The following is a 24,007-nucleotide window of genomic DNA, read 5'->3' as shown; positions in this document are numbered from 1 at the left end:
ATCAGTGCGCGCCCGCTTTTCGCTGCACTTCCGGCGGCGCCGCTTCGGGGTGATAACCGAGCGATTCCGAGATGACTAGGGCGGTGTGGTTCAGTTGCGCGATCCACGCGTCTTGCAGACGGTCGGCCGGCGCGGACAGCGACAAGCCGGCCACGAGCTTGCCCGTATCGTCGTAGATGCCCGCCGCGATGCAGCGCACACCGAGTTCGAGTTCCTCGTTATCGCGTGCGCATGCTTGCTGGCGCACCTGGGCGAGTTCCTTTTCCAGTCTCGAGATATCGGTGATGCTGTTCTGGGTGTGGCCCGAGAGCCCGGTCCTCATCGCGTAGGCGCGCACGCGCGATGCCTCGTCGGCCGCGAGAAAAAGCTTGCCTACCGAGGTCAGGTGCAGCGGCGCACGGCCCCCGATCGCGCGCACGACCTGCATGCCCGAGCGCTCGGAGTAGGCGCGCTCGATATAGACGATCTCGTCGCCTTGCCGCACCGATAGGTTCACCGTTTGCCCGGTCATGCGGTGCAGCTCGCGCATCGGCGCGAGCGCCGCATCGCGCACCGACAGTCGCGCCTTGACCAGATTGCCGAGTTCGAGCAGCCGCATGCCTAGGCGATACGTGCCCGGATCGGAGCGATCCACCAGACGGCACGTCACCATGTCGTTCAAGATCCGGTGCGCCGTGGACGGGTGCAACTCGGTGCCCAGCGCGAGTTCCTTGAGGCTGACCGGATCGGTGTGGGCGGCAAGGGCGTCGAGCAGGCGCATCATGCGTTCGATGACTTGAATCGACGTTTTGGAGTCCCGGTTCGTCTCGCTCATTGGAAATCGATTGACTCGGCAATTAATAGGTGGCGTCCATTGTATCTCGTATCGTGAAAAAAGCGAACGCCGTTTGAATGCGCCCTCGGGTCGGCACCGCGCCCTTTTTTTCGATTTATTCCCCGCTTCGGAGCGCAAACGTCGGATAATCGACCCATTTCGTTCATCTTTGGGTGCCCATGCGCGTTGGACTATTTGTCACGTGTCTGATCGATCTGATGCGCCCCGAGATCGGTTTCTCGGCGGTCAAGTTGCTCGAGCAGGCCGGCTTCGACGTGAGCGTGCCGCCCGCGCAAACTTGCTGCGGGCAGCCTGCTTACAACTCGGGGGAGCGGCGCATCGCGCGCGATCTCGCCGAGAAAATGCTGCGCGAATTCGAGCAGTTCGAATACGTCGTCGTCCCCTCGGGCTCGTGCGGCGGGATGGTCGCCGCGCATTACGGCGATCTTTTTCGCGACGATCCCGAGCTCACGGGCCGCTTCGAGCGGTTGCGGCCAAAAGTGTATGAATTGACCGATTTTCTCGTCAAGGTCGCGAAAGTGCGCTTGGAGCCCGGATCGTTCGCCGGACCGGTGACATATCACGATTCGTGCTCGGGGCTGCGCGAGCTGGGCGTCAAATCCCAGCCGCGCGAGTTGCTCGCGCAGCGCGGCATCGCCGTGACGGAAATGAAGGACTGCGAGCATTGCTGCGGCTTCGGCGGCACCTTCGCCGTGAAGTACGGCAATATTTCGACTGCCATCGTCGACGAGAAATGCGCGAACGTCCAAGCGAGCGGAACCGGTTGCGTCGTGCTGGGCGACCTGGGTTGCATGCTGAACATCGAAGGGCGGTTGCGTCGCACGGGCGACACCACGACGCGCGTGCTGCATATCGCTCAAGTCCTGGCCGGCGACGCCGACCGGTAAGGCCTCGCGCCGCATTCTCCGAAAGGACCGATCGAGCCATCCATGCAAGTTCAATCGATGCATTTCAAGGCGCGCGCGAAAGAAGGGCTGGCCGATGCGCGCCTCCAGCAGAACCTGAAGAAACTGTCCACGAAATTCGTGTCGGCGCGCGCGGCGGCCATGACGGCGATCGACTTCCCAGCGACGCGCGCCGAATTGAAAGCGCGCCGCGACCGGGCGCTCGAGCATCTGGACGTTTGGCTCGAAACCTTCGAGCGCGAGGCGGCGCGCCGGGGCACCACCGTGCTGTACGCCGAAACCACGCGCGACGCGGCTCGGCTCGTAGCCGAGATTGCCCGCAAGCACGACGTCAGGAAAGTCATCAAGACGAAATCGATGGTTTCCGAGGAGATGCAGCTGAACGCCGTGCTCGCCGAAATGGGCGTGCAGTCGGTCGAAACGGACCTGGGCGAATACATCCTGCAAATCAACGACAACGAGCCGCCCAGTCACATCATTGCGCCGGTGGTTCACAAGGACAAAGAGCAGATCGCCGATTTGTTCGCGGCCACGCACGGCCGGCCGCGTCTGACGGAAATTCCGGACATGACGCGCGAGGCGCGGGAGGTGCTGCGTCCTCACTTTCTGTCCGCCGACATGGGTGTGACGGGCGGCAACTTCGTCATAGCCGAGACCGGCTCGGTGGCGCTCGTGACCAACGAGGGCAACGAAGGGATGTGCACGGTGTTGCCGCGTGTTCATGTGGCCGTCACCGGCATCGAAAAAGTGCTGCCGACGCTGGAGGATCTCGCGCTGGCGATGCGCTTGTTGCCGCGCAGCGCCACGGGGCAAGTCACGGCGAATTATTTCTCTCTGCTGACGGGGCCGCGCGGCGCAGGCGATCTCGACGGCCCCGAGCATATGTACGTCGTGCTCGTGGACGGCGGGCGCACGGGATTGATCGGCGGCGCTTTCCAAGAGATGTTGCGATGCATTCGCTGCGGCGCCTGCATGAACCACTGTCCCGTCTATCAAAAGGTCGGCGGCCATGCCTATGGGTGGGTCTATCCGGGGCCGATGGGCTCCGTGCTGACACCGAGCTACGTCGGCCTCGACAAGGCGCTCGATTTGCCGCAGGCGGCCACGTTGTGCGGCGAATGCAATGCCGTCTGTCCTGTCGGCATTCCGATTTCCGACTTGCTGCGCAAGCTGCGCGAAAAGCAAGTGGAGCGCCGTCTTCGCCCTTGGACCGAACGCGCGGCGCTGGCTGCCTGGGGATTCATGGTGCTGCGGCCCGCGTTGTACGCCATGATCACGAAGTTGGCCGTGCGGTTGCTTGAACGCTCCGGAGGAAGCCGGCGCTCGATCACCCATTTGCCGTTCGGCCGCGGGTGGACGGCGACGCGCGACATGCCGGCGCCTGTCGGCCGCACGTTCCGCGAACTCTATGCCGCCCAGCGCAGTCACAAAGGCTGAGCGGGGCGACGGCGCGAACTGGCGCCGGGTGTCCCTTTCATTGTTTATCCAGGTGCAACGCTGAATTCGCTATTTGCCTCTTTGTCCCGATAGTCTTCGTTTATAGAATGCGTTCTATGGATAAGCGGGTGCGCGACTGGCGCGTGCTCGGCGGGCAAGGGGCGCGAAAATGAAAACGACAAAAGCGGGCTATTTCTCGAGCTACTGGCCGGTAGCGTTGGTCGCGGCATTGATCGTGCTGGCCGCGCTGCGCGCGTACGGCGACGGCGGCGCGACGCGCCAGCCGTTGCCTGCCGAGCGCGTGACGGCCGAACTGGCTCGCACCGTGTCTTACGGATTGATCGACGCCGGCACCGCTAAAAGCGCATCGGCCGTTCATCGGACCGATGCCCGCGCCGTGGCGGCGGAGGCATCGTAAGTGCGCTGCTCGTATAATCGAGCGTTTCTGCGGGCAGCCTGTCGGCCGGTGAACGTTGCGTTTCGCCGCCGCGTCGCGTGCGCCGGGCAGGTTGCGTCATGCCAATGAAGTCGATGAAAAGCGTCTCGATTTGCTTCGTCTGCCTCGGAAATATTTGTCGTTCGCCAACGGCGGAAGCGGTCATGCGCGCGCAGGTCGAAGCGGCCGGTCTTTCGCAGCGGATTTTCATCGATTCGGCCGGCACGGGCGACTGGCACGTCGGCAAAGCGCCGGATGAGCGCGCCCAGCTGGCAGGGCATGCGCGCGGCTACCAACTGGCCCCGTTGCGGGCGCGCCAAGTCTCGGCAGACGATTTTCGCCGTTTCGACTTGCTGCTGGCGATGGACGAGGCGAACGTCGAGAACTTGCGGCGCCTGTGTCCGCCGCAACTGCGCGATCGCGTTCGCTTGTTGCTGGAATTCGCGCCGCACCTGGGCCAGCGCGAGGTAGCCGATCCTTACTTCGGCGGCAGCGAGGGCTTCGAAGCCGTGCTCGATCAGTGCGAGGCGGCCTGCCGAGGTCTGCTGGCCCACCTGCAAATGCAGCTTGCACGAGAGGACGAAGATGCGTAGTCAATCCGGCACCAATAACCTAACTATTGCAGGGGATACTTGACTAAATTCGTCATGTATTTATACTTGACCAAAATCGTCGAGAATTCAGGTTTTTCACCCCTATGAGACTCACCACTAAAGGCCGTTTCGCCGTTACGGCGATGATCGACCTGGCACTGCGCCAGGAGCAAGGTCCGGTGACGCTCGCCGGCATCAGCCAGCGTCAGCGTATTTCGCTGTCCTACCTGGAACAATTGTTCGGCAAGCTGCGGCGCCACGGCATCGTGGAATCGGTCCGAGGGCCCGGTGGCGGCTACTACTTGGCGCGCCGCGCACAGGAAGTGACCGTGGCCGACATCATCATCGCCGTGGACGAGCCGCTCGACGCGACCCAGTGCGGCGGCAAGGGGTCCTGCGAGGGCACCAAGCAGCATGACGGCCACTGTATGACGCACGAACTCTGGTCCACGTTGAACCAGAAGATGGTCGAGTACTTGGATTCGGTTTCGCTGCAAGCGCTAGTCGAGCAGCAACGGGCGCGCGAGGGGTCGCCGGCCGTGCTGCGCGACAGGCGCAGCGAGGCCGCGGCCACGGAAGCGGCGCGTGTCGCACCGAAAGGACCGAATTCCGTATTCAATATCGCGAGTTCGTGAGGTCTGCGCCAAAGCCAGCGCCAAGACGGAACGAACCGACGAGCTATAACGATTTTCCCCCGGAGCCATTGATGACTAACGAGACGCCCCACCTGCCCATTTACATGGACTACAGCGCGACGACGCCCGTCGACCCGCGCGTGGTGGACAAGATGATCCCGTATCTGCGCGAGCAGTTCGGCAACCCGGCTTCACGCAGCCACTCGTATGGGTGGGATGCGGAGCGTGCGGTGGAAGAGGCGCGCGAGCAAGTCGCCGCACTCGTGAATGCCGACCCGCGCGAGATCATCTGGACCTCGGGCGCCACGGAATCCGACAACTTGGCCATCAAAGGCGCCGCGCACTTCTACAAGAGCAAGGGCAAGCACATCGTCACCGTGAAGACCGAGCACAAAGCTGTGCTAGACACGTGCCGGGAACTCGAGCGCGAAGGCTTCGAAGTCACGTATCTCGACGTCAAGAGCGATGGCTTGATCGATCTCGATGTCTTCAAGGCCGCGCTGCGGCCCGACACGATTCTCGTTTCGGTCATGTCGGTGAACAACGAGATCGGCGTCATTCAAGACATCGAAGCGATCGGCGAGATCTGTCGCGAAAAGGGCATCGTGTTTCACGTCGATGCGGCGCAGGCCACGGGGAAAATCGAAATCGATCTGAACCGGCTGAAGGTCGACCTGATGTCCTTCTCGGCGCACAAGACGTACGGCCCCAAGGGCATCGGCGCGCTTTACGTGCGCCGCAAGCCGCGCGTGCGCATCGAAGCGCAAATGCACGGCGGCGGCCATGAGCGCGGCATGCGCTCGGGCACGCTGGCGACGCACCAAATCGTTGGCATGGGCGAAGCATTTCGCATTGCCCGCGAAGAAATGGCCACCGAGAACGAGCGCGTTCGCATGCTGCGGGATCGCTTGCTGCGCGGCTTGACCGAGATGGAAGAGGTCTATGTCAACGGCGACATGGAGCGCCGCGTGCCGCACAACTTGAACATCAGCTTCAACTTCGTCGAAGGCGAATCGCTGATCATGGCGATCAAGGACGTCGCGGTTTCGTCAGGCTCGGCTTGCACCTCGGCTTCGCTCGAGCCTTCGTACGTGCTGCGGGCGTTGGGCCGCAACGACGAACTCGCGCATAGCTCGATCCGCTTCACGGTCGGCCGCTTCACGACGGAGCAGGACGTCGATTACGTCGTCGATCTTCTCAAGAGCAAGATTGCGAAGTTGCGCGATCTGTCTCCGCTCTGGGAAATGCATCAGGACGGCATCGATCTGACCACCATCAAGTGGGCCGCACACTAATCGCCATACGAACGAATCCAGGAGCTTGATCATGTCTTACAGCAGTAAAGTTCTCGATCATTATGAAAACCCGCGCAACGTCGGCTCGTTCTCGAAGGACGACGACGCGGTAGGTACCGGCATGGTGGGCGCCCCGGCCTGCGGCGATGTCATGAAGCTGCAGATTCGCGTCGGCGCCGATGGCGTCATCGAGGACGCCAAGTTCAAGACCTATGGCTGCGGTTCGGCCATCGCTTCGAGTTCGCTCGTCACCGAATGGGTGAAGGGCAAGACGCTCGACGAAGCGCTGTCGATCAAGAACACGCACATCGCCGAGGAATTGGCGTTGCCGCCGGTGAAGATCCACTGCTCGATCCTCGCGGAAGACGCCATAAAGGCGGCGGTGGCCGATTACAAGCAACGTCACGGCGTCGCGCCAGCGGCAGACGCCGAGGCCAAGCAGCACGTCGCGTAAGCATCGAGCATCATGGCGATCACTTTGACCGAAAAGGCCGCACAGCACGTGCAGAAGTACCTCGCTCGCCGCGGCAAGGGCCTGGGGCTGCGCCTGGGCGTGCGCACGACGGGGTGCTCGGGCCTCGCGTACAAGCTCGAATACGTCGACGAATTCGAACCGGAGGATCAAATCTTCGAATGCAACGGCGTCAAGGTCGTCGTGGATCCGAAGAGCCTCGCCTACATCGACGGCACGGAGCTCGACTTCGCGCGGGAAGGGTTGAATGAAGGGTTCAAATTCAACAACCCGAACGTGAAGGATGAATGCGGCTGCGGCGAGTCCTTCCGCGTATGACGCATCCTGCCGCCCAGGGCGGTCGATAAGGCGGCATTGGCCGCCTTTTTGTTTCCGGCGCGCCGTCGCGCGGCACAGGTGGCGGGCGGCGGCGCCGGCCGCGCTCGTGTCGACGGCGGACGTTACACCGACGATTGACCCCATGTCCTCGATCCAAGACAGCCATTTCGATTTGTTCCATCTGCCCGAGCGGTACACGCTCGATTTGGATGCGCTCGAGCATGCCTATCGCACCGTGCAGGCGCAGGTGCATCCGGATCGCTTCGCCGCGGCGGGCGACGCGCAAAAGCGCATCGCCATGCAATGGGCGACGCGCGCGAACGAAGCCTATCGGACGCTGCGCGATCCGCTCAAACGTGCGACCTATCTTCTGTCGCTGCGCGGCGTCGATGTCGGCGCGTCGGAAAATACCGCCATGGAGCCCGCGTTCTTGATGCAGCAGATGGAATGGCGCGAGCGCGTCGAGGACGCCGCGGACGCGAAGAACGTCGTCGAGTTGATGGCGTTGCTGAGCGAATTGCGCGACGAAGAGCGTGTGCGCTTCGAGCGGCTCGCGACCTTGCTCGACAACGGCGCGGATCAGCCTGCCGCCGAGGCGGTGCGGCAACTGATGTTTCTCGAGCGTGTCGCGGGCGAAATCGGGCGGCAAATCGAGCGCCTCGAGCACTGAGGTCCACCGGAAGGGGGACGACGACGTTGGCGCGGCAGGTCGAACCCGCAGGGGGCGCGACCGCTCGACAGCGCGATAGGTGCAGCGCGACGGTCGCGTTGCGCGCGATAATCGATGTTTCCGCCGAAACGGGCGGGCCACGAACCACATTGACCAGAATGGCTCTACTGCAAATCTCGGAACCCGGCATGGCGCCGGCGCCGCATCAGCGGCGGCTCGCTGTCGGCATCGATCTCGGTACGACGAACTCGCTCGTCGCCGCCGTTCGCAACAGCGTTGCGGAGGCCCTGCCCGATGAGCAAGGCCGCATCCTCTTGCCCTCGGTGGTGCGCTACCTCGAGCGCGGCGGTCGTCGCATCGGCCACACGGCCAAAGAGGAAGCCGTGCTCGATCCGCGCAATACGATCGTCTCGGTCAAGCGCTTCATGGGGCGCGGCAGACAGGAGGTCGAAGGCGTCGAAAACGCCCCGTATGAGTTCGTCGATGCGCCCGGGATGGTGCAGATCCGCACGGCCGACGGCGTAAAGAGCCCGGTCGAGGTTTCCGCTGAAATTCTCGCGACGCTGCGTCAGCGGGCGGAGGATTCGCTCGGGGACGAGCTTGTCGGCGCAGTGATCACGGTGCCGGCTTACTTCGACGAAGCGCAGCGTCAGGCGACGAAAGATGCCGCGCGGCTCGCGGGGCTGAACGTCTTGCGTTTGCTCAACGAGCCCACGGCGGCGGCGATCGCGTACGGTCTGGACCACAGCGCCGAGGGGCTCTATGCCGTCTACGATTTGGGAGGCGGCACGTTCGATTTGTCGATTCTGAAACTGACCAAGGGCGTTTTCGAAGTGCTCGCGGCCGGCGGCGATTCCGCGCTCGGCGGTGACGACTTCGATCACATCTTGTTCCGGCACGTATTGACGCAGGCCGGTCTCGCACCTCAGTCGCTCGCGGCCGAGGACGTGCGCCTATTGCTGGATCGCGTGCGCACCGCGAAGGAAGCGCTGTCGGCCGCGGCGCAAGCGAGCGTCGAAGCGACGCTCGCCGGCGGCACGGCGGTGCGCGTGGACATCACGGAAACCGAGTTTGCGGAGCTCGTGCGGCCGCTCGTCGACCGTACGCTCGCGCCGACGAGAAAGGCGTTGCGCGACGCGAAGATCACGCCGGAAGACGTCAAGGGCGTCGTGCTCGTGGGCGGGGCCACACGGATGCCCGTCGTTCGCCGCGCCGTCGAAGCGTTCTTCGGTCAGCCGCCGCTGATCGACCTCGATCCCGATCAAGTCGTCGCGCTCGGGGCCGCAATCCAGGCTGATCTACTGGCCGGCAACCGCACGGGCGACGACTGGTTGCTGCTCGATGTGATTCCGCTATCGCTCGGCGTAGAGACGATGGGCGGCCTCGTCGAGAAAATCATTCCGCGCAATTCGACGATACCGGTCGCGCGTGCGCAGGAATTCACCACATTCAAGGACGGCCAGACAGCGATCGCCATTCACGTAGTGCAGGGCGAACGCGAGCTCGTCTCGGACTGCCGTTCGCTCGCGCGTTTCGAGTTGCGCGGTATTCCGCCGATGACCGCCGGCGCCGCGCGCATTCGTGTGACCTACCAGGTGGACGCCGATGGCCTGCTGTCGGTGTTTGCCCGCGAGCAACATTCGGGAGTCGAGGCATCGGTCGTCGTCAAACCGTCGTATGGGCTGGCCGACGAAGAGATCGCGCGCATGCTCGAGGATAGCTTCCGGACGGCGGAAGTCGATATGCGGGCGCGAGCGCTGCGCGAAGCGCAGGTCGAGGCCCAACGTCTGCTCGAGGCGACGCAAGCGGCGCTGCTTGCCGACGGCGAATTGCTGGCCGAGGATGAACGTGCAGGAGTGGATGAGGCGCTCGCCCGTTTGCGCGAGGCGGCGCAAGGCGCCGACACCGATGCGATCGAGGCGGCGACCCGCGCGCTCGCCGAGCAGACCGACGAGTTCGCGGCCCGGCGCATGAACAAGAGCATTCGCCAGGCACTGAAGGGCCGCAAGCTCGACGATATCTGACGGCGCGATACGCCGCTATAGAATGACACGGCGAGCCGTGCTCGCCGCCCCACCCAATACAGTCAGAACGGGATTTTTAATGTCTCAAATCGTTGTCCTGCCGCACGTGGAACTATGCCCGGAAGGGGCGGTGTTCGAGGCCACACCGGGCCAAAGCATCTGCGATGCGCTGCTCGAACACGGCGTCGAAGTCGAGCATGCCTGTGAAAAGTCTTGCGCTTGCACCACATGTCATGTGATCGTGCGGGAAGGCTTCGAAGCGCTCGCGCCGTCGGAAGAAGACGAAGACGATTTGCTCGACAAGGCGTGGGGTCTCGAGCCTACCTCGCGGTTGTCATGCCAGGCGCTGGTGCCGCAGGACAAGGATCTGGTGGTCGAGATTCCGCGGTACTCGATCAACCACGCGAAAGAGAACCATTGACGCCCAAGGAGGGAGCAGCCATGAAGTGGACGGACGTACAAGAAATCGCGATGGCCCTCACCGACAAATACCCCGCGACGGATCCCCAGAACATCCGTTTCACCGATCTCCATCGGTGGGTGATGGAATTGGAGGGCTTCGACGACGACCCTAATCGGTCGAGCGAGAAAATTCTCGAGGCGATCCAACTGGCCTGGATCGAAGATTCGGCAGAGTAGGGCGCGGGCACGAACCGGGCGTGAAGACGCCAGCTTCCCATTCCCGCGTGCCGGACTTGAAAAAAGGCGACCTTTCGTGGGTCGCCTTTTTTATGCGCCGCCCGCCCGGATGAACTGTATGGCGTTACACGTCGGGCAGAGGTAACTCGCCCATCCCGGCGGCATCTCCGCCCGCCCGCTCAACCCGCCGCGAGCGTGCCGTGTTCGATGTGAACGCGCTCGCCTTGCTGAAACGGCGGCGGTTGACGATAGGTGAAGTAACGCGTGTGACCGTTGGCCATCCGCACGCGAACCTGGTAGCTCGTTTCGCTACGCAGGTGTTTTTCGACGGCATTGCCGGCAAAGCCGCCGCCTACCGCGCCAAGGACGGTCATCGCCGTGCGGCCCGTTCCTCGGCCGAATTGGTTGCCCAGCAAGCCGCCCGCCACCGCGCCGCCGACGGCGCCGACCCCCGTTCCCCGTCCTTCATGCCGCACGGCCGCGATCGATTCCACGGTGCCGCAGGTGGAGCAGTAGGCAGATTGAGCGCTTGGCTGTTGCGGCTGAGCGTAGGGTTGTTGGGCTAGTTGCTGCTGTTGGACCTGCTGTTGTCGATAAGGCGGCTGTCCCGGTTGTCCAGGCTGTTGCTGTTGGGCGTACGAAGGCTGAGCGGGGTTCCCCTCGGCGTAAGGCACTTGGCCCGGCGCCGGAGGCGCGCTTTGGGCCGATTGGGTCGGGCTTGCTGCCGGCGGCTGCGTCTGTTGTTCCTGCGGCTGTTGCTGGCTCGTCAGCGCCGACATATTGGCGGGAGCGGCCGAGTCGACGACAGGCTGCGATCCGACCTGTGCGCTTTGCGCCTGGTCGGTCTGCACACTCGAACTCGATGCTTTGGGAAACACGCCCGTGATAGCAGCGGTGGCGGCCAGGCTCGCCACGATGACGGTGCCGGCCGCGACGGCAATCAGTGGGTGCAGGCGACGAGTGGATGTGGTCGGATTATTCATCTTGCGCCTCCGTGGATACGAAAGCCATTTATCGGAACAACGATAGTGTCGATCATCGCGGCACGGTCGCGGTTTCAATTTGTAACCTTCGCATAGGGGCGCAAAGGGGAGCGCGGCCGCACGGCCCAAGGGGCCGCTGGCAACGTGAGCAACGGCATAAGGGTCGAATCGGGTGTAAAAAAGCCGTTCACGGCAACGCTGCGAACGGCTTTTACCGATGGTTACAAACTTCCGTGGCGGGTACGCGTCAATCTTCGCGGCGCAAGTGCGGGAACAAGATGACGTCGCGGATGCTGGGGCTATCGGTCAGCAGCATGACCAGGCGGTCGATGCCGATGCCGCAGCCGCCCGTCGGCGGCATGCCGTATTCGAGCGCGCGGATGTAGTCGGCGTCGTAGTACATCGCTTCCTCGTCACCGGCGTCTTTCTGCTCGACTTGCTTCTTGAAGCGCGCTGCTTGATCTTCGGGGTCGTTCAATTCCGAGAAACCATTCGCGATTTCGCGGCCTGTAATGAACAGTTCGAAGCGCTCGGTGATACCTTCCACGCAATCCGATGCACGCGCAAGCGGCGATACTTCGACCGGATAGTCGATGATGAAGGTCGGCTCCCACAATTGCGCTTCCGCCGTTTCTTCGAACAGCGCCAATTGCAGCGCCCCCGCGCCGGCGTTCAAGAACATCGGCTGCGTCGTGTCGACACCCAGACGCTTGAGCTCGGTGCGCAGGAATGCGGCGTCGCCCAGTTGCGCATCGGTATAGTCGGGCGCGTACTTGCGAATTGCCTGCGTGATCGTCAGCCGATGGAACGGCTTGGACAGATCGAGCTCGCGGCCCTGATACACGATGTTCGCGGTGCCCAGGGCGTCGATGGCCGTCTGGCGAAGCAACTGCTCCGTGAAATCCATGAGCCACGTGTAATTGGTGTACGCGGCGTAGAACTCCATCATCGTGAATTCGGGATTGTGCCGCGGGGAGACGCCTTCGTTGCGGAAGTTGCGGTTGATCTCGAAGACGCGTTCGAAGCCGCCCACGATCAATCGCTTCAGATAGAGCTCGGGCGCGATGCGCATGAACATCTGCATGTCGAGCGCATTGTGGTGCGTCACGAACGGCTTTGCCGCGGCGCCGCCCGGAATCGGGTGCAGCATGGGCGTTTCGACTTCCATGAAGTCGGCGTCGGACATGAACTTACGAATCGAGGAAATCGCTTTCGTCCGCGCGACGAAGGTCTTACGCGCCTCCGGCGTCACGATCAAATCGACGTAACGTTGGCGATAGCGCATTTCTTGATCCGACAAACCGTGAAACTTGTCGGGCAGGGGGCGCAGCGCCTTCGAGAGCAGGCGCAACTCGGTGCAGCGCACCGACAACTCGCCCTTGTTCGTGCGAAACAGCACTCCGCGCGCGGCGACGATGTCGCCCAGGTCCCACTTCTTGAAAGCCTCGTACGTTTGCTCGCCGACATCGGCCGGCGTCACGAAGAACTGGATCTGCCCCGAGCCGTCGCGCACGGTCGCGAAGCTTGCCTTTCCCATCACGCGTTTGAGCATCATGCGGCCCGCGACGGCCACTTGCAGCGCGGCCGCTTCGAGTGCTTCCTTGTCGGTATCGGCGTGCTGCGCTTGCAGATCGCCCGCATGGTGCGTCGGCGTGAAATCGTTCGGGTAGGCGATGCCCGCCTCGCGCAACGCACGCAGCTTCTCGCGCCGCTCCGCGATGATCTTGTTCTCGTCGAGCACTGCGTCGACGGTGGGGAGTGTCGATTCGGTCATGGTGTATCCGCTGCGCTTACACGCCTTGTTTCAGGCTGGCGCTGATGAATTCGTCGAGGTCGCCGTCGAGCACGGCCTTCGTGTTGCTGATTTCCACGTTCGTGCGCAAATCCTTCACACGGCTCTGATCGAGCACGTACGAGCGAATCTGGTGGCCCCAGCCCACGTCGGTCTTGCTGGATTCGAGCTTGTCCTGCTCCACCTGGCGTTTGCGCATTTCGGCTTCGTACAAGCGCGATTTGAGCATGGCCATCGCCTCGGCGCGGTTGCGGTGCTGCGAGCGGTCGTTCTGGCATTGCACGACGATGCCCGACGGCATGTGCGTAATGCGCACGGCCGAGTCGGTCTTGTTGATGTGCTGCCCGCCGGCGCCCGAGGCGCGGTAGGTGTCGATGCGCAAATCGGCCGGGTTGATGTCGACTTCGATCGAATCGTCGATTTCGGGGTAGACGAACACCGATGAAAACGACGTGTGACGGCCGCCCGACGAATCGAACGGCGACTTGCGCACGAGACGGTGGATGCCGGTTTCGGTGCGCAAGAAGCCATAGGCGTACTCGCCCTCGACCTTGATCGTCGCGTTCTTGATGCCCGCGACGTCGCCTTCGGATTCCTCGAGCACCTCGGTCTTGAAACCCTTGCGCTCGCAATAGCGCAGGTATTGGCGCAGCAGCATCGACGCCCAATCGCAGGCTTCGGTGCCGCCGGCGCCGGCTTGGATATCGATGAAGGCGTTGTTCGGATCGGCCGGGTTGGAGAACATCCGGCGAAATTCGAGATCGGCGACGCGCGCTTCGATTTTCTGCGCATCGGCTTCGCAAGCGACGAGCGTCTCGTCGTCGTTTTCCTCGCGGGCCATCTCGAACAGGTCGTGCGCGTCGCGCAGGTCCGTATCGAGTGCGGAAAGCGTCAGCACGGCGCCTTCTAGGGACTTCTTTTCCCGGCCGAGGGCCTGGGCGTGCTTGGCGTCGTTCCAGACGTTCGGATCTTCGAGTTCCTTGTTGACTTCTGCTAGACGCGCGGCTTTGGCGTCGTAGTCAAAGATACCCCCGTAGCTCGCCCGCGCGCCGGCGCAAGTCTGCTAAAGAGCTTTCGATCGCATTCAGGCGTTCGGCTTCCATGTCGATCTGCTTCGCTTCGTCAAAAGGGGAAATTATAGCTGATCAGCGGCCGGGGCTTGGCGGATGAGCACCCCGGATGCTGCGTGGCCGGTGGGGCCTGGGCGTGATCCCGTTCGCATATGAAGGGGGAAACACGCTCGGTCGTGCACACGTTCGTAGCGAGGTGTTTTCGGGCGCTTCGCTTCTGAACGAAGCGAATTCCTGCCTTATCAATTCCTGCTTTATCTATTGCGAATGCGGAGCTGCGGCAACAGTTGCGAGCAGATGAGCGCTAACGGTGCGGTGGGGCGCCCGAGATTGCTCGAATCTTTTGTGATTGGGCTTAGGCGTGTGCAAGAGCGCGTGCAACCGAAAGAGGCGCGGCCTCCTGGCGTTCATCGCGCGGCCACTGCGTGCTCCACGATCAACTGGACGCGCACGACACCGTTCCAACTGTCGGCCGCGAGCCGATAGGCGAGCCGCGCACGTGCCGGAAGCGTGTCGGTGTGATTGAACCAAATCGCCTGGAAGCGCTGTCTGCCGCGCGCGAGTTGCAGCTTCAAATGCTTGTCTTTCACCAGCGCCTGCGACACGACGTCGAATTCGCCCGAAAACGTCGGAGCGGGGAAGCCTTGTCCCCAGACGGCAGCGTCGATCAGTTCGACGACTTGCGGCGTGAAGTAAGCGTCTTCGAGTTCACCATCGGTCATCACGACGCGCGCGAGCGCATCGTCGTCGAGCGCCGCGCGCGCGACCGCCTCGAACGCCTGCGCAAAGCGCGGCACGTCGCGCGCGGCCAGCGTGACGCCGGCGGCCATCGCGTGACCGCCGAACTTGCCGATGAGACCGGGCTCGCGCTTGGCGATCAAGTCGAGTGCGTCGCGCAAATGAAACCCGGGGATCGAGCGGCCGGAGCCCTTGACGAGTTCGCCGCGCTCGTCGGCCAGCGCGAACGTGAACGCGGGCCGATGATATTTTTCCTTGAGACGCCCGGCGACGATGCCGATCACGCCCTGGTGCCAGCTTTCGTTGAAGAGCGTGATCGTCGCGCGGCCTTCGGGGTCGAGCGTCGCGATTTCGTCGAGCGCCTGCTGCTGCATGCCGGCTTCGATCTCGCGCCGCTCGCGATTCATCGCGTCGAGCTGCTGCGCGAGCTCCCACGCGCGCCCGACATCGTCGGTCGTCAGGCATTCGATGCCGAGCGACATATCCGACAAACGCCCGGCGGCGTTCAACCGCGGACCCAACGCGAAGCCCAGATCGAAGCCCGAAGCGCTGCGCGCGTCGCGGCCGGCCGCGCGAAACAGGGCGGCGATGCCCGGTTGCATGCGGCCGCGGCGGATGCGTGCGAGGCCCTGCGCCACCAGCACGCGGTTGTTGCCGTCGAGCTTGACGACATCGGCCACGGTGCCGAGAGCAACGAGATCGAGCAGGCCGTCCAGCCGTGGCTCCGGTATCCCGGCCTTGCCAAGGGCGCCGTCGTGACCGAACGCGCCTTGCTCGCGCAGCCGCGCGCGCAGTGCGAGCAGCACGTAGAACATCACGCCGACGCCCGCGATGCACTTGCTCGGGAACGCGCAGCCGGGCTGATTCGGATTCACGATCGCACGGGCGGCCGGCAGCGCATCGCCGGGCAGGTGGTGATCGGTGACGAGGACATCGATGCCGCGCGCGTTTGCCGCCGCCACGCCATCGACGCTCGCGATGCCGTTGTCCACCGTGATCAGCAAATCCGGGCTGCGCTCGGCGGCAAGCTCGACGATTTCGGGCGTCAGCCCGTAGCCGTATTCGAAGCGATTCGGCACGAGGTAATCGACCCGGGCGCCGAACATGCGCAGTCCGCGCACGGCCACGGCGCAGGCGGTCGCGCCGTCGCAGTCGTAATCGGCGACGACGAGCAGGCGCTTGTCTTGGGCGATGGCATTGGCCAGCAATGCGGCCGCGTCGCTCGCGCCCTTTAACGCGACGGGCGGCACGAGTCGCGTGAGTGCGGTTTCGATCTCGTCGGGCATACGCACGCCGCGCGCGGCATAGAGACGCGCGAGAATCGGATGGAGGCCGTGGCGGATCAACGCAGCTTCGTCGGCGGGCGAGCACGCGCGGTTGACGATTCGAGTCATGCTGGAAAGCCGGGAAGGAGAGAGTGCGTGAGGGACGACACAGCGCAAATGCCGTACTGCGGCGCTCGATACGGCGACACCCGCCGAGGCTCGCCGTATCGAGCGCACACGGCAGCAAGCGGGCGCCGCATCACTCGAACAGCGACGCGAGCACGCGCCGGCGCCAAAACTTGCGCAAGTCGCCGCGGGTGGCGGCGAGAGTGACCGAGCTGGTATCGCCCGCCAGCGTTAGGGCTAACGCGCCCAGGCGGCCCGCCTCGAGCGCCTCGAGCGCGGGCGCGAACCAGTCGCGCTCGATGCGGCCCAGCGCGTCTTGCCAAGCGGCCCAATCTTGGGCGATGAACGGTGCGGCGAACGGTTCCAACTCCACCAGCGTTTGGCCGGCGCCCAGCGGCGCCAGCGCTTCGAACGAGGCGCTCGCGCCAGCCGTATCCACCCCCGCCGCGAGCGCCAACCCGCGCGTGGCGGCAGCGTCCGAAAGCACGCGCACGAACGGACTGCGCACGCGCTGCGCCACCCCTTGCGCATGCAGCCAAATCGAATTGACGGCCGGCAGGCCACGCGCTTCGCGAGCCTCGTTGACGGGGTGCTCGAACCAGCTCATCTGCACCTCGTTTTGCAACTTCATCCAAATGCGCGAGCGTTGGCCCGACTGCGCGTCATGCGGCAGCCAGATCTCGATGCTGCGCCCGCTCGCGCGCAATGGCGACGCGCCGGCGAGCTCGCCCAGCGCCGCGCCGGTCAAATACCAGCGGCGCGGCGTGGGCGCCACCACCTTCACACCGAGTTCTTCGATCAAGGGCTTGGCCGCGGCGAGTAGCTGGGCCGCATCTTCGTCGCTCAAATCGAGCGCCGCAGGATCGATCAGCACGAGGTGATCGTGCGCGATACGCACGTGCACGGGCTCGACGCACGCCCATTGCTCGTTGCCCGGGGCGCCGCCGTCGGCGAGTAGCATATAGGGCGCGAGCGGCGCCTCGTCGACCGCGTTCGATGCGATCGCGCCGAACTGGCGCGCAATCCAGCGTTCGTGGGGCAAGGTGCGCTGAAAATCTTCGCCCGCCACACGCTCGACGAGGGTTGCGCGGGCCAATAGCTTATCTAGCGCCGGGCTGCTCAGATCGTGCAGCGCCATGGAGGCGTCGGCCGCTGCCGGCAGCGCGAAGGGCAACAGGAGGTGAAGACGGTTGGAATGCATGATGGTGCGCATTGTATGGCAAACTGCGCGCTTGATCGGCGCCGCGCCGAACTCGCTTGCCGGCATGCGAGTTGCGCCCGCTCATGCGCGGCCACCCGCGCGGGCGCCGGGTTCACGGCCCTGCCTACGCGCGGCGCTCGCGCTGCCGCGGTAGGTCGTGGCAGCAAAGAATGGAAGGATTCGCTTGAAATTCCCTTACGAATGGCAGATTGGCTGGCGCTATACACGCGCCAGCAAGCGCACGACGGGCAACGGCTTCATTTCGTTCATCGCGGCCGTGTCGATGTCGGGCATTGCGCTCGGCGTGGCCGCGTTGATCGTCGTGTTGTCGGTCATGAACGGTTTCCAAAAAGAGGTGCGTGACCGCATGTTGTCGGTTCTCGCGCACGTCGAAATTTTCTCGCCGACGGGTGAGATGCCCGATTGGCAGCGCACGGCTTTCGAAGCACGCCGCAATCCGGCGGTGATAGGCGCGGCCCCGTACGTCGACGCGCAGGCGCTGCTCACCCGGCAAGAGGCCGTGAGCGGCGTGGCGCTGCGCGGCGTGGAGCCCTCGCTGGAACCGCAAGTGTCCGAAATCGGCAACGACATGAAGGCGGGCCGGTTGACGAGCCTCGAGCCGTCCCAGTTCAATATCGTGCTCGGCGCCGATCTGGCCGCCAACCTCGGCGTTTCCGTCGGCGACAAGGTCACGCTCGTCGCACCCGAAGGTTCGATGACGCCCGCGGGCATGATGCCGCGCTTGAAGCAGTTCACGGTCACGGGCGTGTTCGCCTCGGGGCACTACGAATACGACAGCACCCTTGCGCTCATCAACATTCGCGACGCCGAAGCGCTCTTTCGCATCACCGCGCCCACGGGCGTGAGGCTCAAGCTCAAGGACATGCAAGAGGCGCCGCGCGTGGCGCACGAGTTGTCGCGCACGCTCTCGGGCGATCTCTACATTCGCGACTGGACGCAACAGAACAAGACGTGGTTCTCGGCGGTGAAGATCGAAAAACGGATGATGTTCGTGATTCTGACGCTGATCATCGCGGTCGCCGCGTTCAACCTCGTGTCCTCGCTCGTCATGACGGTAACGAACAAGCAGGCCGATATCGCGATCTTGCGCACCCTCGGCGCGCAGCCAGGCTCGATCATGAAGATCTTTTTCGTGCAGGGCATCACGATCGGTTTCGTGGGCACGGCAACGGGCGTTGCGCTCGGTTGCTTGATCGCCTGGAGCATCCCTTGGCTCGTGCCGATGATCGAGCATCTGTTCGGCGTTCAATTTCTGCCGCCGTCGGTCTACTTCATCACCGAACTGCCTTCCGAGTTGGTCCCGGGCGACGTGACGAGAATCGGCATCATCGCATTTGCCCTGTCGGCGCTTGCGACGCTGTACCCGAGTTGGCGGGGCGCGAAGGTGCGCCCGGCCGAGGCGCTGCGCTATGAGTGATTTTATGATCGAACGATCGACGGCGGCCGGCGCCGCATACGGCATGCACGGCCCGAACGAATGCGTGCTCGAAGCGCGTGGCATATCGAAGGCGTTCGTGCAGGGCGGGCTGAACGTGCCCGTACTGAGCGGCGCCGATCTCTCGGTGCGGCGCGGCGAAAAACTGGCGATCGTCGGCGCCTCCGGGTCCGGCAAGAGCACGCTCTTGCACGTGCTCGGCGGGCTGGACGAACCTAGCGCCGGCAGCGTTTCCTTGCTCGGGCGGCCTTTTACCGACCTGGCCGAACGCGAGCGCAATACGCTGCGCAACCGTGCGCTCGGCTTCGTCTATCAGTTCCATCACTTGCTCGCGGAATTTAGCGCGCTCGATAACGTCGCGATGCCCCTGCGCATTCGGCGCCTGCCGGCAGACGAAGCGCGGCGCGAGGCGCTCGCGACGCTCGAGCGCGTCGGCCTTGCCCATCGCGCGAAGCATCGCCCCGGCGAGCTATCGGGCGGCGAACGCCAGCGCGTCGCGATCGCGCGCGCACTCGTCACCAAGCCCGCCTGCGTGCTGGCCGACGAGCCCACCGGCAACCTCGACGGCGCGACGGCCGACAACGTGTTCAATCTCATGCTCGAGTTGTCGGCCACGCTCGAGACGAGTTTCGTCATCGTCACGCACGATGCCGATTTGGCTGGACGCTGCGACCGCATCTTGCGCCTGCGCGATGGGGTCTTGCACGAAGAGCCGTCCGTGCCCGTGTAGCCCATTTGGATGGAAGGCCGCCATGTGGATCGATACGCACTGTCATCTCGACGCGGGCGAATTCGACAGCGACCGGGACGATGTCGCGGCGGCTGCGTGCAAGGCGGGCGTGGCGCGGATCGTCATTCCCGCAGTGGCGCGGGCCAATTTTGCGATCGTGCGCGCGCTCGCGCATCGTATCGAGGGCGGCGTTTACGCGCTCGGTATCCATCCTTTGTTTGCACCGCGATCGCGCGACGACGATCTCGATGCGCTGCGCCGCGAAATCGAGGCGAGCTTGGGCGATCCGCGGTTCGTCGGCATCGGCGAGATCGGGCTCGATTACTTCGTTCCGGACCTCGACGACGCTCGTCAGCGTTTCTTCTACGATGCCCAGCTCAAGCTCGCGCGCGAGTTCGATCTACCTGTCATTTGTCACGTTCGCAAATCGCAAGACCTCGTGCTCAAAGGCTTGCGCCGCTACGGGGTCCGGCGCGGCATCGCCCATGCGTTCAATGGCAGCTTCCAGCAAGCGCGGGCTTTCATCGACCAGGGGATGCGGCTTGGATTCGGCGGCAATGTCACCTTCGAACGTGCCCGTCAAATCAGGCGGCTGGCGGCCGAGTTGCCGCTCGAGGCCATCGTCGTCGAAACGGATGCGCCCGACATTCCCCCCGCTTGGGCCTACAAGCAACGCAATGCGCCGGATCAGGTGCCTCGCATCGGCAGCGTGCTTGCCGAGCTGCGCGGCATCGCCGAAAAGGACTTGCAGATAGGCACAACGGCTAACGCTCACGCCGCGCTGCCCCGACTCGCGCTCGTTTGCGCATAATCGTCGATCGTTTGCGCCGGAGGTGACGGCTCGGCCTCGCGCGCGCGGCGGCCCTCGCATCCCGGCGCGTTGATCGAGGGAGTGCGGATGCGGGGTGTGCTGATCGGCTTTGTGCTTGGCGTCGTCATGCTGCAGCAACGCGCGTCGTTGCCGGCGCGCGGGGAATGGGCGGCGCTCGGCCTGCTGTTCGCGGCCATGTTGGGCATGACTGCATGCGCGTGGGCAAGCACGCCGGCGATCGAACGATGCGCGCGGTACGGGCGCTCGATGCGGGTTCGCATCGTCTTCGGGAGGGTCGCGGCGTACGCACCGCGCATGGCGCCCGCCGCCTTGGCGGGGGCCGCCGTCGTCGCCGGTCATGCCTATGCGGCGATGCGTGCCGAGCTGCGTTTGGCGCAAGCGCTACCGCTCGCCTGGGAGCAACGTGAGCTTGCGCTTTCGGGGCACGTGCTCGGTCTGCCCACGGGCGAGCGGGCGAACACTCGGTTCTTGTTCGCGGTCGACGTAGACGAAGTGCGACAACGAACCGGCATCGAACGCTTCCCTTCGATCGTGCAACTGCATTGGAGCGGGCGCGGACGCGGCGCGGCGCCGCCGCTTGCGCCCGGCGATCGATTTCGCTTGACGGTGCGGCTCAAGCGCCCGCACGGGTACGCCAATTTCGCAGGCCAAGACACGGAAGTTTCACTGCTCGAGCGGGGCGTGCGCGCAACCGGCGCCGTGGTGCCTGCGTCCGCCGCGATGCGCTTGCCGGGCGGCGCGGGCGGTGTTGGCGCCGTGATCGATCGGGCGCGCTTCGCATTGCGTGAGCGCATCAAGCAGGTCCTTGCCGATGCGCGGCATCGCGGCATCGTGACGGCGCTTGCGATCGGGACTCAAGATGCGATTGCCGAGGACGATCGCATTGCGTTGCGCCGTACGGGGACGAGCCACCTCGTCGCGGTATCCGGCTTGCACATCGGGTTCGTGGCGGGCCTGTGCGCCATGCTCGCCTCGTGGCTATGGCGTCGCTCGTGTTTCTTGGGAGCGATCCTTGCCGATCGAGGCAGGCGCGAGTGGCCGCTCGTATTGCCGGCGCCGGTTGTCGCCACGCTGGCCGGCGCCGTGTGCGCGCTCGGCTATGCCGCCCTTGCCGGGTTCAACGTGCCGGCGCAGCGCGCCCTGTGGATGCTCGTCGTGACGAGCATGGCATTCGTGCTCGGACGCAGCGTCGCGTTATCGCTCGTGCTCGCATGGGCGGCGGCGCTCGTGTCGATCGTCGATCCATGGGCGGTGACGTCCGCCGGCTTCTGGCTGTCTTTCGGCGCGGTTGCTGCGATCGCATTCGCGATGCGAGCCCGCTTACGCTCGCGTGCGGACAGCGAGGCGCAGCTCGACGAGCTCCACGCGATCCGCGCGACCGATGCGGCGTGGATGCCGAGGGACGAACAGCCGAACGATCCCGACCGCTCGAGGTGGCGGCGCCGGCTTGCTAGCGTGCGCGCCAAGTGCGCCGATGCGGTGCGTGCGCAATGGGCCGTCACCCTCGGCCTCGCTCCCTTGACCGCATATTGGTTCTCGCAAGTTTCGCTCGTTGGGCCGTTGGCGAATGCCGTCGCCGTGCCATGGGTGAGTGTGCTCGTCGTGCCGATCGTGCTCGTCGCGCTCATATTGCCGGCGCCGCTCGATGCGCTCGCCTACGAGGCGGCGCACGCGTTGCTCGAACCGCTGATGCGGCTATTGCATGCGCTCTCGCAAGCGCCTTGGGCTGACCGATATCCGCCGCGCCCCTCGTTGTGGGCCGTGGCGTCGGCGCTGACGGGCGTCGCCTGGTGCTCGATGCCGCGCGGCTGGCCGTTGCGCTTTGCCGCGCCGCTTGCCTGGCTGCCGCTCGTCGTCCCAGGGGCATCGCAGGTCGAGCCCGGATCGTTTCGGCTCACCGCGCTCGACGTGGGGCAGGGCGCGTCGATCCTGATCGAAACGCGCCGCCGTTCGCTGCTGTTCGATGCGGGCACCGGCCCGGAGTCGAGCAACGCGGGAGCGCGCGTCGTCGCGCCCTATCTGCGTGCCAACGGTGTCACGCGGCTCGACGCGCTCGTCGTGAGTCACGGCGATGCCGACCATGCCGGGGGCGTGCCGGCCGTGCTCGCGGCCGCCGACGTTCGGCAAGTCCTGGGCGGCTTGCCGCCAGAGCACCGCGTGTGGGACCAGGCGCAGGCGGCGGCCTTCGAGCGCCTGCGCTGTGCGGCGGGCCAACGCTGGCAATGGGACGGGGTCACGTTCGAAGTGCTCTGGCCCGAGCCCGGGCCGTTGCCGGCGCGTTCCAACGAGCAGTCGTGCGTGCTCAAGGTGAGCGCAAGCGGCATGAGCGCGCTGCTGACAGGAGACATCGGCGCCTCCTCGGAGCGCCAGCTCGCTCGCCGCAGGCCCGATGCGCTCGGCGCCGACGTGCTGATCGTCGCTCACCACGGCAGCGCAACGTCGTCCACCGAGCCTTTCCTCGATTTGGTTCAACCGCGCGTCGCGGTATTTCAGGTAGGCTATCGCAATCGCTTTCGCCATCCCCATCCGTACGTGTGGTCGCGCCTGTACGAACGCGGCGTCGCGCTGGCGCGAACCGATCGCGACGGCGCCGTGCGCGTCACGCGCGAGGGGGGCCGGATCACGCTCGAACGCTACCGGCAAACGCATGCGCGCTATTGGATGGATCGATAAAACGAACGAATCGGAGGCAGGGGCGCTTGAAAGAAATCATCCACTTTTCGCATGCGAACGGGTTTCCGGCATCGACGTACAGGACGCTCTTCGCCGAACTATCCGATGATTACGAGTTGCGCTATCTCGAACGCATCGGCCACGATCCGCGCTATCCCGTCACGAGCGATTGGCCGCATTTGGTCGAAGAGTTGCTGGCCGACATCGGCCGCCGCTACGAGCGGCCCGTGTGGCTCGTCGGCCATTCGCTCGGCGGTTATCTTTCGCTGATGGCCTCGCTCAAGCACCCGCATCTCGTGCGCGGCGTCGTCATGCTCGACTCGCCTATCGTCTCGGGTTGGCGTGCGAACGTGCTGCGTTTCTCGCAATGGACCGGGCTCGACGAGCGGCTTTCGCCTGCCGCGGCCACGCGCAAGCGCCGCACCCAGTGGGCGAGCCGCGAGGAGGCCTGGCGCCATTTCCACGCCAAACCGGCGTTCGCGCGCTGGGACGAGCGTGTCCTATCCGACTACGTCGACTTCGGCATTCCGCAAGCCGCGCCGAGCGGCGTGCGCGCGCTCGCGTTCGATCGCGACGTGGAATACCGCATCTACCGCACATTGCCGCGTACGCTCGGCGCGCGGCTCGCGCACGGGCCGAGCGTGCCCGTCGGCTTCATCGCCGGCACGCATTCGAAGGAGATTCGCCAAGTCGGGCTCGAGGCGACGGCGCGTGCGGCGCACGGACGCATCGAATGGATCGAAGGCAGCCATTTGTTTCCGATGGAGCGGCCGATCGAGACGGCGCGCGTGCTGCTCGGCATGCTGCGCCGCCTGCGCGAGGGAGATGGCCGGTAAGCCGGACGCTCGTCGCGGCTGCTCGCGAAACCGAAGGAGCGCCGTT

At 64.7% G+C, this 24,007-nt stretch carries 23 protein-coding genes; 17 read left to right on the top strand and 6 right to left on the bottom strand.

Features of this window, described 5'->3' with window-relative positions; all coding sequences use genetic code 11:
* Position 1 precedes the first annotated feature (1 nt).
* Positions 2-814 (bottom strand): IclR family transcriptional regulator, encoded by an 813-nt coding sequence (locus tag QQS38_RS01870; RefSeq protein WP_479643666.1) that lies wholly within the window; start codon positions 812-814, stop codon positions 2-4.
* Between the two features lie 179 nt (positions 815-993).
* On the opposite strand from QQS38_RS01870, the gene QQS38_RS01865 reads away from it, so the two are divergent.
* The 12 genes from QQS38_RS01865 (at position 994) to iscX (ending at position 10,259) form a co-directional block, all read left to right on the top strand.
* Positions 994-1,722, top strand: a complete 729-nt coding sequence (locus QQS38_RS01865; RefSeq protein ID WP_479643665.1) for a (Fe-S)-binding protein — start codon at positions 994-996, stop codon at positions 1,720-1,722.
* 42 nt (positions 1,723-1,764) lie between these two features.
* Positions 1,765-3,177 carry a lactate utilization protein B gene (locus QQS38_RS01860; RefSeq protein ID WP_479643664.1) on the top strand — a complete coding sequence of 471 codons (1,413 nt, stop codon included), beginning with the start codon at positions 1,765-1,767 and terminating at the stop codon, positions 3,175-3,177.
* Between the two features lie 169 nt (positions 3,178-3,346).
* Positions 3,347-3,595: a hypothetical protein gene (locus QQS38_RS01855; protein WP_479643663.1), complete on the top strand. Its 249-nt coding sequence runs from the start codon at positions 3,347-3,349 to the stop codon at positions 3,593-3,595.
* 113 nt (positions 3,596-3,708) lie between these two features.
* Positions 3,709-4,206 carry a low molecular weight protein-tyrosine-phosphatase gene (locus QQS38_RS01850; RefSeq protein ID WP_479643662.1) on the top strand — a complete coding sequence of 166 codons (498 nt, stop codon included), beginning with the start codon at positions 3,709-3,711 and terminating at the stop codon, positions 4,204-4,206.
* 104 nt (positions 4,207-4,310) lie between these two features.
* Positions 4,311-4,841 carry a Fe-S cluster assembly transcriptional regulator IscR gene (gene iscR / locus QQS38_RS01845; protein WP_277427874.1) on the top strand — a complete coding sequence of 177 codons (531 nt, stop codon included), beginning with the start codon at positions 4,311-4,313 and terminating at the stop codon, positions 4,839-4,841.
* Between the two features lie 71 nt (positions 4,842-4,912).
* Positions 4,913-6,136 carry an IscS subfamily cysteine desulfurase gene (locus QQS38_RS01840; protein ID WP_479643661.1) on the top strand — a complete coding sequence of 408 codons (1,224 nt, stop codon included), beginning with the start codon at positions 4,913-4,915 and terminating at the stop codon, positions 6,134-6,136.
* A 31-nt stretch (positions 6,137-6,167) separates the two neighbouring features.
* On the top strand, positions 6,168-6,590 hold the full coding sequence (iscU, locus tag QQS38_RS01835; RefSeq protein WP_479643660.1) for a Fe-S cluster assembly scaffold IscU: 423 nt from the start codon (positions 6,168-6,170) through the stop codon (positions 6,588-6,590).
* A 12-nt stretch (positions 6,591-6,602) separates the two neighbouring features.
* On the top strand, positions 6,603-6,926 hold the full coding sequence (gene iscA / locus QQS38_RS01830) for an iron-sulfur cluster assembly protein IscA (protein ID WP_479643659.1): 324 nt from the start codon (positions 6,603-6,605) through the stop codon (positions 6,924-6,926).
* 142 nt (positions 6,927-7,068) lie between these two features.
* On the top strand, positions 7,069-7,596 hold the full coding sequence (gene hscB, locus QQS38_RS01825) for a Fe-S protein assembly co-chaperone HscB (RefSeq protein WP_479643658.1): 528 nt from the start codon (positions 7,069-7,071) through the stop codon (positions 7,594-7,596).
* 158 nt (positions 7,597-7,754) lie between these two features.
* Entirely contained in the window at positions 7,755-9,620 is a 1,866-nt protein-coding gene (gene hscA / locus QQS38_RS01820; protein ID WP_479643657.1) for a Fe-S protein assembly chaperone HscA, read from the top strand.
* 79 nt (positions 9,621-9,699) lie between these two features.
* Positions 9,700-10,041 (top strand): ISC system 2Fe-2S type ferredoxin, encoded by a 342-nt coding sequence (fdx, locus tag QQS38_RS01815; protein ID WP_479643656.1) that lies wholly within the window; start codon positions 9,700-9,702, stop codon positions 10,039-10,041.
* A gap of 20 nt (positions 10,042-10,061) precedes the next feature.
* Positions 10,062-10,259: a Fe-S cluster assembly protein IscX gene (gene iscX / locus QQS38_RS01810; protein ID WP_277427881.1), complete on the top strand. Its 198-nt coding sequence runs from the start codon at positions 10,062-10,064 to the stop codon at positions 10,257-10,259.
* Positions 10,260-10,438: 179 nt separating this feature from the next.
* Here the strand turns inward: iscX and QQS38_RS01805 are convergent, their stop codons facing one another.
* The 5 genes from QQS38_RS01805 to QQS38_RS01785 all read right to left on the bottom strand — a co-directional run bounded on the left by QQS38_RS01805 (position 10,439) and on the right by QQS38_RS01785 (position 17,446).
* Positions 10,439-11,242, bottom strand: a complete 804-nt coding sequence (locus QQS38_RS01805; protein ID WP_479643655.1) for an outer membrane lipoprotein — start codon at positions 11,240-11,242, stop codon at positions 10,439-10,441.
* A 247-nt stretch (positions 11,243-11,489) separates the two neighbouring features.
* Positions 11,490-13,016 (bottom strand): lysine--tRNA ligase, encoded by a 1,527-nt coding sequence (lysS, locus tag QQS38_RS01800; protein WP_479643654.1) that lies wholly within the window; start codon positions 13,014-13,016, stop codon positions 11,490-11,492.
* Positions 13,017-13,032: 16 nt separating this feature from the next.
* Positions 13,033-14,137 (bottom strand): peptide chain release factor 2 gene (gene prfB / locus QQS38_RS01795; RefSeq protein ID WP_479643653.1). Its coding sequence is split into 2 segments (ribosomal slippage): positions 13,033-14,055 and positions 14,057-14,137, totalling 1,104 coding nucleotides; the frame shifts between segments, so codons are not numbered across the junction.
* Between the two features lie 374 nt (positions 14,138-14,511).
* Positions 14,512-16,236: a single-stranded-DNA-specific exonuclease RecJ gene (gene recJ, locus QQS38_RS01790; protein WP_479643652.1), complete on the bottom strand. Its 1,725-nt coding sequence runs from the start codon at positions 16,234-16,236 to the stop codon at positions 14,512-14,514.
* A gap of 130 nt (positions 16,237-16,366) precedes the next feature.
* The gene (locus QQS38_RS01785; RefSeq protein ID WP_479643651.1) at positions 16,367-17,446 is read right to left on the bottom strand and encodes a regulator; all 1,080 of its coding nucleotides are present in this window, start codon (positions 17,444-17,446) and stop codon (positions 16,367-16,369) included.
* Positions 17,447-17,618: 172 nt separating this feature from the next.
* Between QQS38_RS01785 and QQS38_RS01780 the strand changes: the two genes are divergently transcribed.
* The 5 genes from QQS38_RS01780 to QQS38_RS01760 all read left to right on the top strand — a co-directional run bounded on the left by QQS38_RS01780 (position 17,619) and on the right by QQS38_RS01760 (position 23,961).
* Positions 17,619-18,872 carry a lipoprotein-releasing ABC transporter permease subunit gene (locus QQS38_RS01780; RefSeq protein ID WP_479643650.1) on the top strand — a complete coding sequence of 418 codons (1,254 nt, stop codon included), beginning with the start codon at positions 17,619-17,621 and terminating at the stop codon, positions 18,870-18,872.
* A gap of 4 nt (positions 18,873-18,876) precedes the next feature.
* Positions 18,877-19,620 carry an ABC transporter ATP-binding protein gene (locus QQS38_RS01775; protein WP_479644077.1) on the top strand — a complete coding sequence of 248 codons (744 nt, stop codon included), beginning with the start codon at positions 18,877-18,879 and terminating at the stop codon, positions 19,618-19,620.
* Positions 19,621-19,642: 22 nt separating this feature from the next.
* Complete coding sequence (locus QQS38_RS01770; RefSeq protein ID WP_479643649.1) at positions 19,643-20,431, top strand: TatD family hydrolase; 789 nt, start codon at positions 19,643-19,645, stop codon at positions 20,429-20,431.
* An 87-nt stretch (positions 20,432-20,518) separates the two neighbouring features.
* Entirely contained in the window at positions 20,519-23,125 is a 2,607-nt protein-coding gene (locus QQS38_RS01765) for a DNA internalization-related competence protein ComEC/Rec2 (protein WP_479643648.1), read from the top strand.
* A gap of 26 nt (positions 23,126-23,151) precedes the next feature.
* The gene (locus QQS38_RS01760) at positions 23,152-23,961 is read left to right on the top strand and encodes an alpha/beta fold hydrolase (protein ID WP_479643647.1); all 810 of its coding nucleotides are present in this window, start codon (positions 23,152-23,154) and stop codon (positions 23,959-23,961) included.
* Positions 23,962-24,007 lie beyond the last annotated feature (46 nt).

The sequence above is a fragment of the Trinickia sp. Z7 genome, from assembly GCF_056498045.1.
This window is presented reverse-complemented; position numbering and strand designations above follow the sequence as displayed.

What these genes read in the sequence shown, in the direction of transcription:
- QQS38_RS01870 (WP_479643666.1), bottom strand. Translation starts at nt 814, where the DNA reads ATGAGCGAGACGAACCGGGACTCCAAAACGTCGATTCAAGTCATCGAA.
- QQS38_RS01865 (WP_479643665.1), top strand. Translation starts at nt 994, where the DNA reads ATGCGCGTTGGACTATTTGTCACGTGTCTGATCGATCTGATGCGCCCC.
- QQS38_RS01860 (WP_479643664.1), top strand. Translation starts at nt 1,765, where the DNA reads ATGCAAGTTCAATCGATGCATTTCAAGGCGCGCGCGAAAGAAGGGCTG.
- QQS38_RS01855 (WP_479643663.1), top strand. Translation starts at nt 3,347, where the DNA reads ATGAAAACGACAAAAGCGGGCTATTTCTCGAGCTACTGGCCGGTAGCG.
- QQS38_RS01850 (WP_479643662.1), top strand. Translation starts at nt 3,709, where the DNA reads ATGAAAAGCGTCTCGATTTGCTTCGTCTGCCTCGGAAATATTTGTCGT.
- iscR (WP_277427874.1), top strand. Translation starts at nt 4,311, where the DNA reads ATGAGACTCACCACTAAAGGCCGTTTCGCCGTTACGGCGATGATCGAC.
- QQS38_RS01840 (WP_479643661.1), top strand. Translation starts at nt 4,913, where the DNA reads ATGACTAACGAGACGCCCCACCTGCCCATTTACATGGACTACAGCGCG.
- iscU (WP_479643660.1), top strand. Translation starts at nt 6,168, where the DNA reads ATGTCTTACAGCAGTAAAGTTCTCGATCATTATGAAAACCCGCGCAAC.
- iscA (WP_479643659.1), top strand. Translation starts at nt 6,603, where the DNA reads ATGGCGATCACTTTGACCGAAAAGGCCGCACAGCACGTGCAGAAGTAC.
- hscB (WP_479643658.1), top strand. Translation starts at nt 7,069, where the DNA reads ATGTCCTCGATCCAAGACAGCCATTTCGATTTGTTCCATCTGCCCGAG.
- hscA (WP_479643657.1), top strand. Translation starts at nt 7,755, where the DNA reads ATGGCTCTACTGCAAATCTCGGAACCCGGCATGGCGCCGGCGCCGCAT.
- fdx (WP_479643656.1), top strand. Translation starts at nt 9,700, where the DNA reads ATGTCTCAAATCGTTGTCCTGCCGCACGTGGAACTATGCCCGGAAGGG.
- iscX (WP_277427881.1), top strand. Translation starts at nt 10,062, where the DNA reads ATGAAGTGGACGGACGTACAAGAAATCGCGATGGCCCTCACCGACAAA.
- QQS38_RS01805 (WP_479643655.1), bottom strand. Translation starts at nt 11,242, where the DNA reads ATGAATAATCCGACCACATCCACTCGTCGCCTGCACCCACTGATTGCC.
- lysS (WP_479643654.1), bottom strand. Translation starts at nt 13,016, where the DNA reads ATGACCGAATCGACACTCCCCACCGTCGACGCAGTGCTCGACGAGAAC.
- recJ (WP_479643652.1), bottom strand. Translation starts at nt 16,236, where the DNA reads ATGACTCGAATCGTCAACCGCGCGTGCTCGCCCGCCGACGAAGCTGCG.
- QQS38_RS01785 (WP_479643651.1), bottom strand. Translation starts at nt 17,446, where the DNA reads ATGCGCACCATCATGCATTCCAACCGTCTTCACCTCCTGTTGCCCTTC.
- QQS38_RS01775 (WP_479644077.1), top strand. Translation starts at nt 18,877, where the DNA reads ATGATCGAACGATCGACGGCGGCCGGCGCCGCATACGGCATGCACGGC.
- QQS38_RS01770 (WP_479643649.1), top strand. Translation starts at nt 19,643, where the DNA reads ATGTGGATCGATACGCACTGTCATCTCGACGCGGGCGAATTCGACAGC.
- QQS38_RS01765 (WP_479643648.1), top strand. Translation starts at nt 20,519, where the DNA reads ATGCGGGGTGTGCTGATCGGCTTTGTGCTTGGCGTCGTCATGCTGCAG.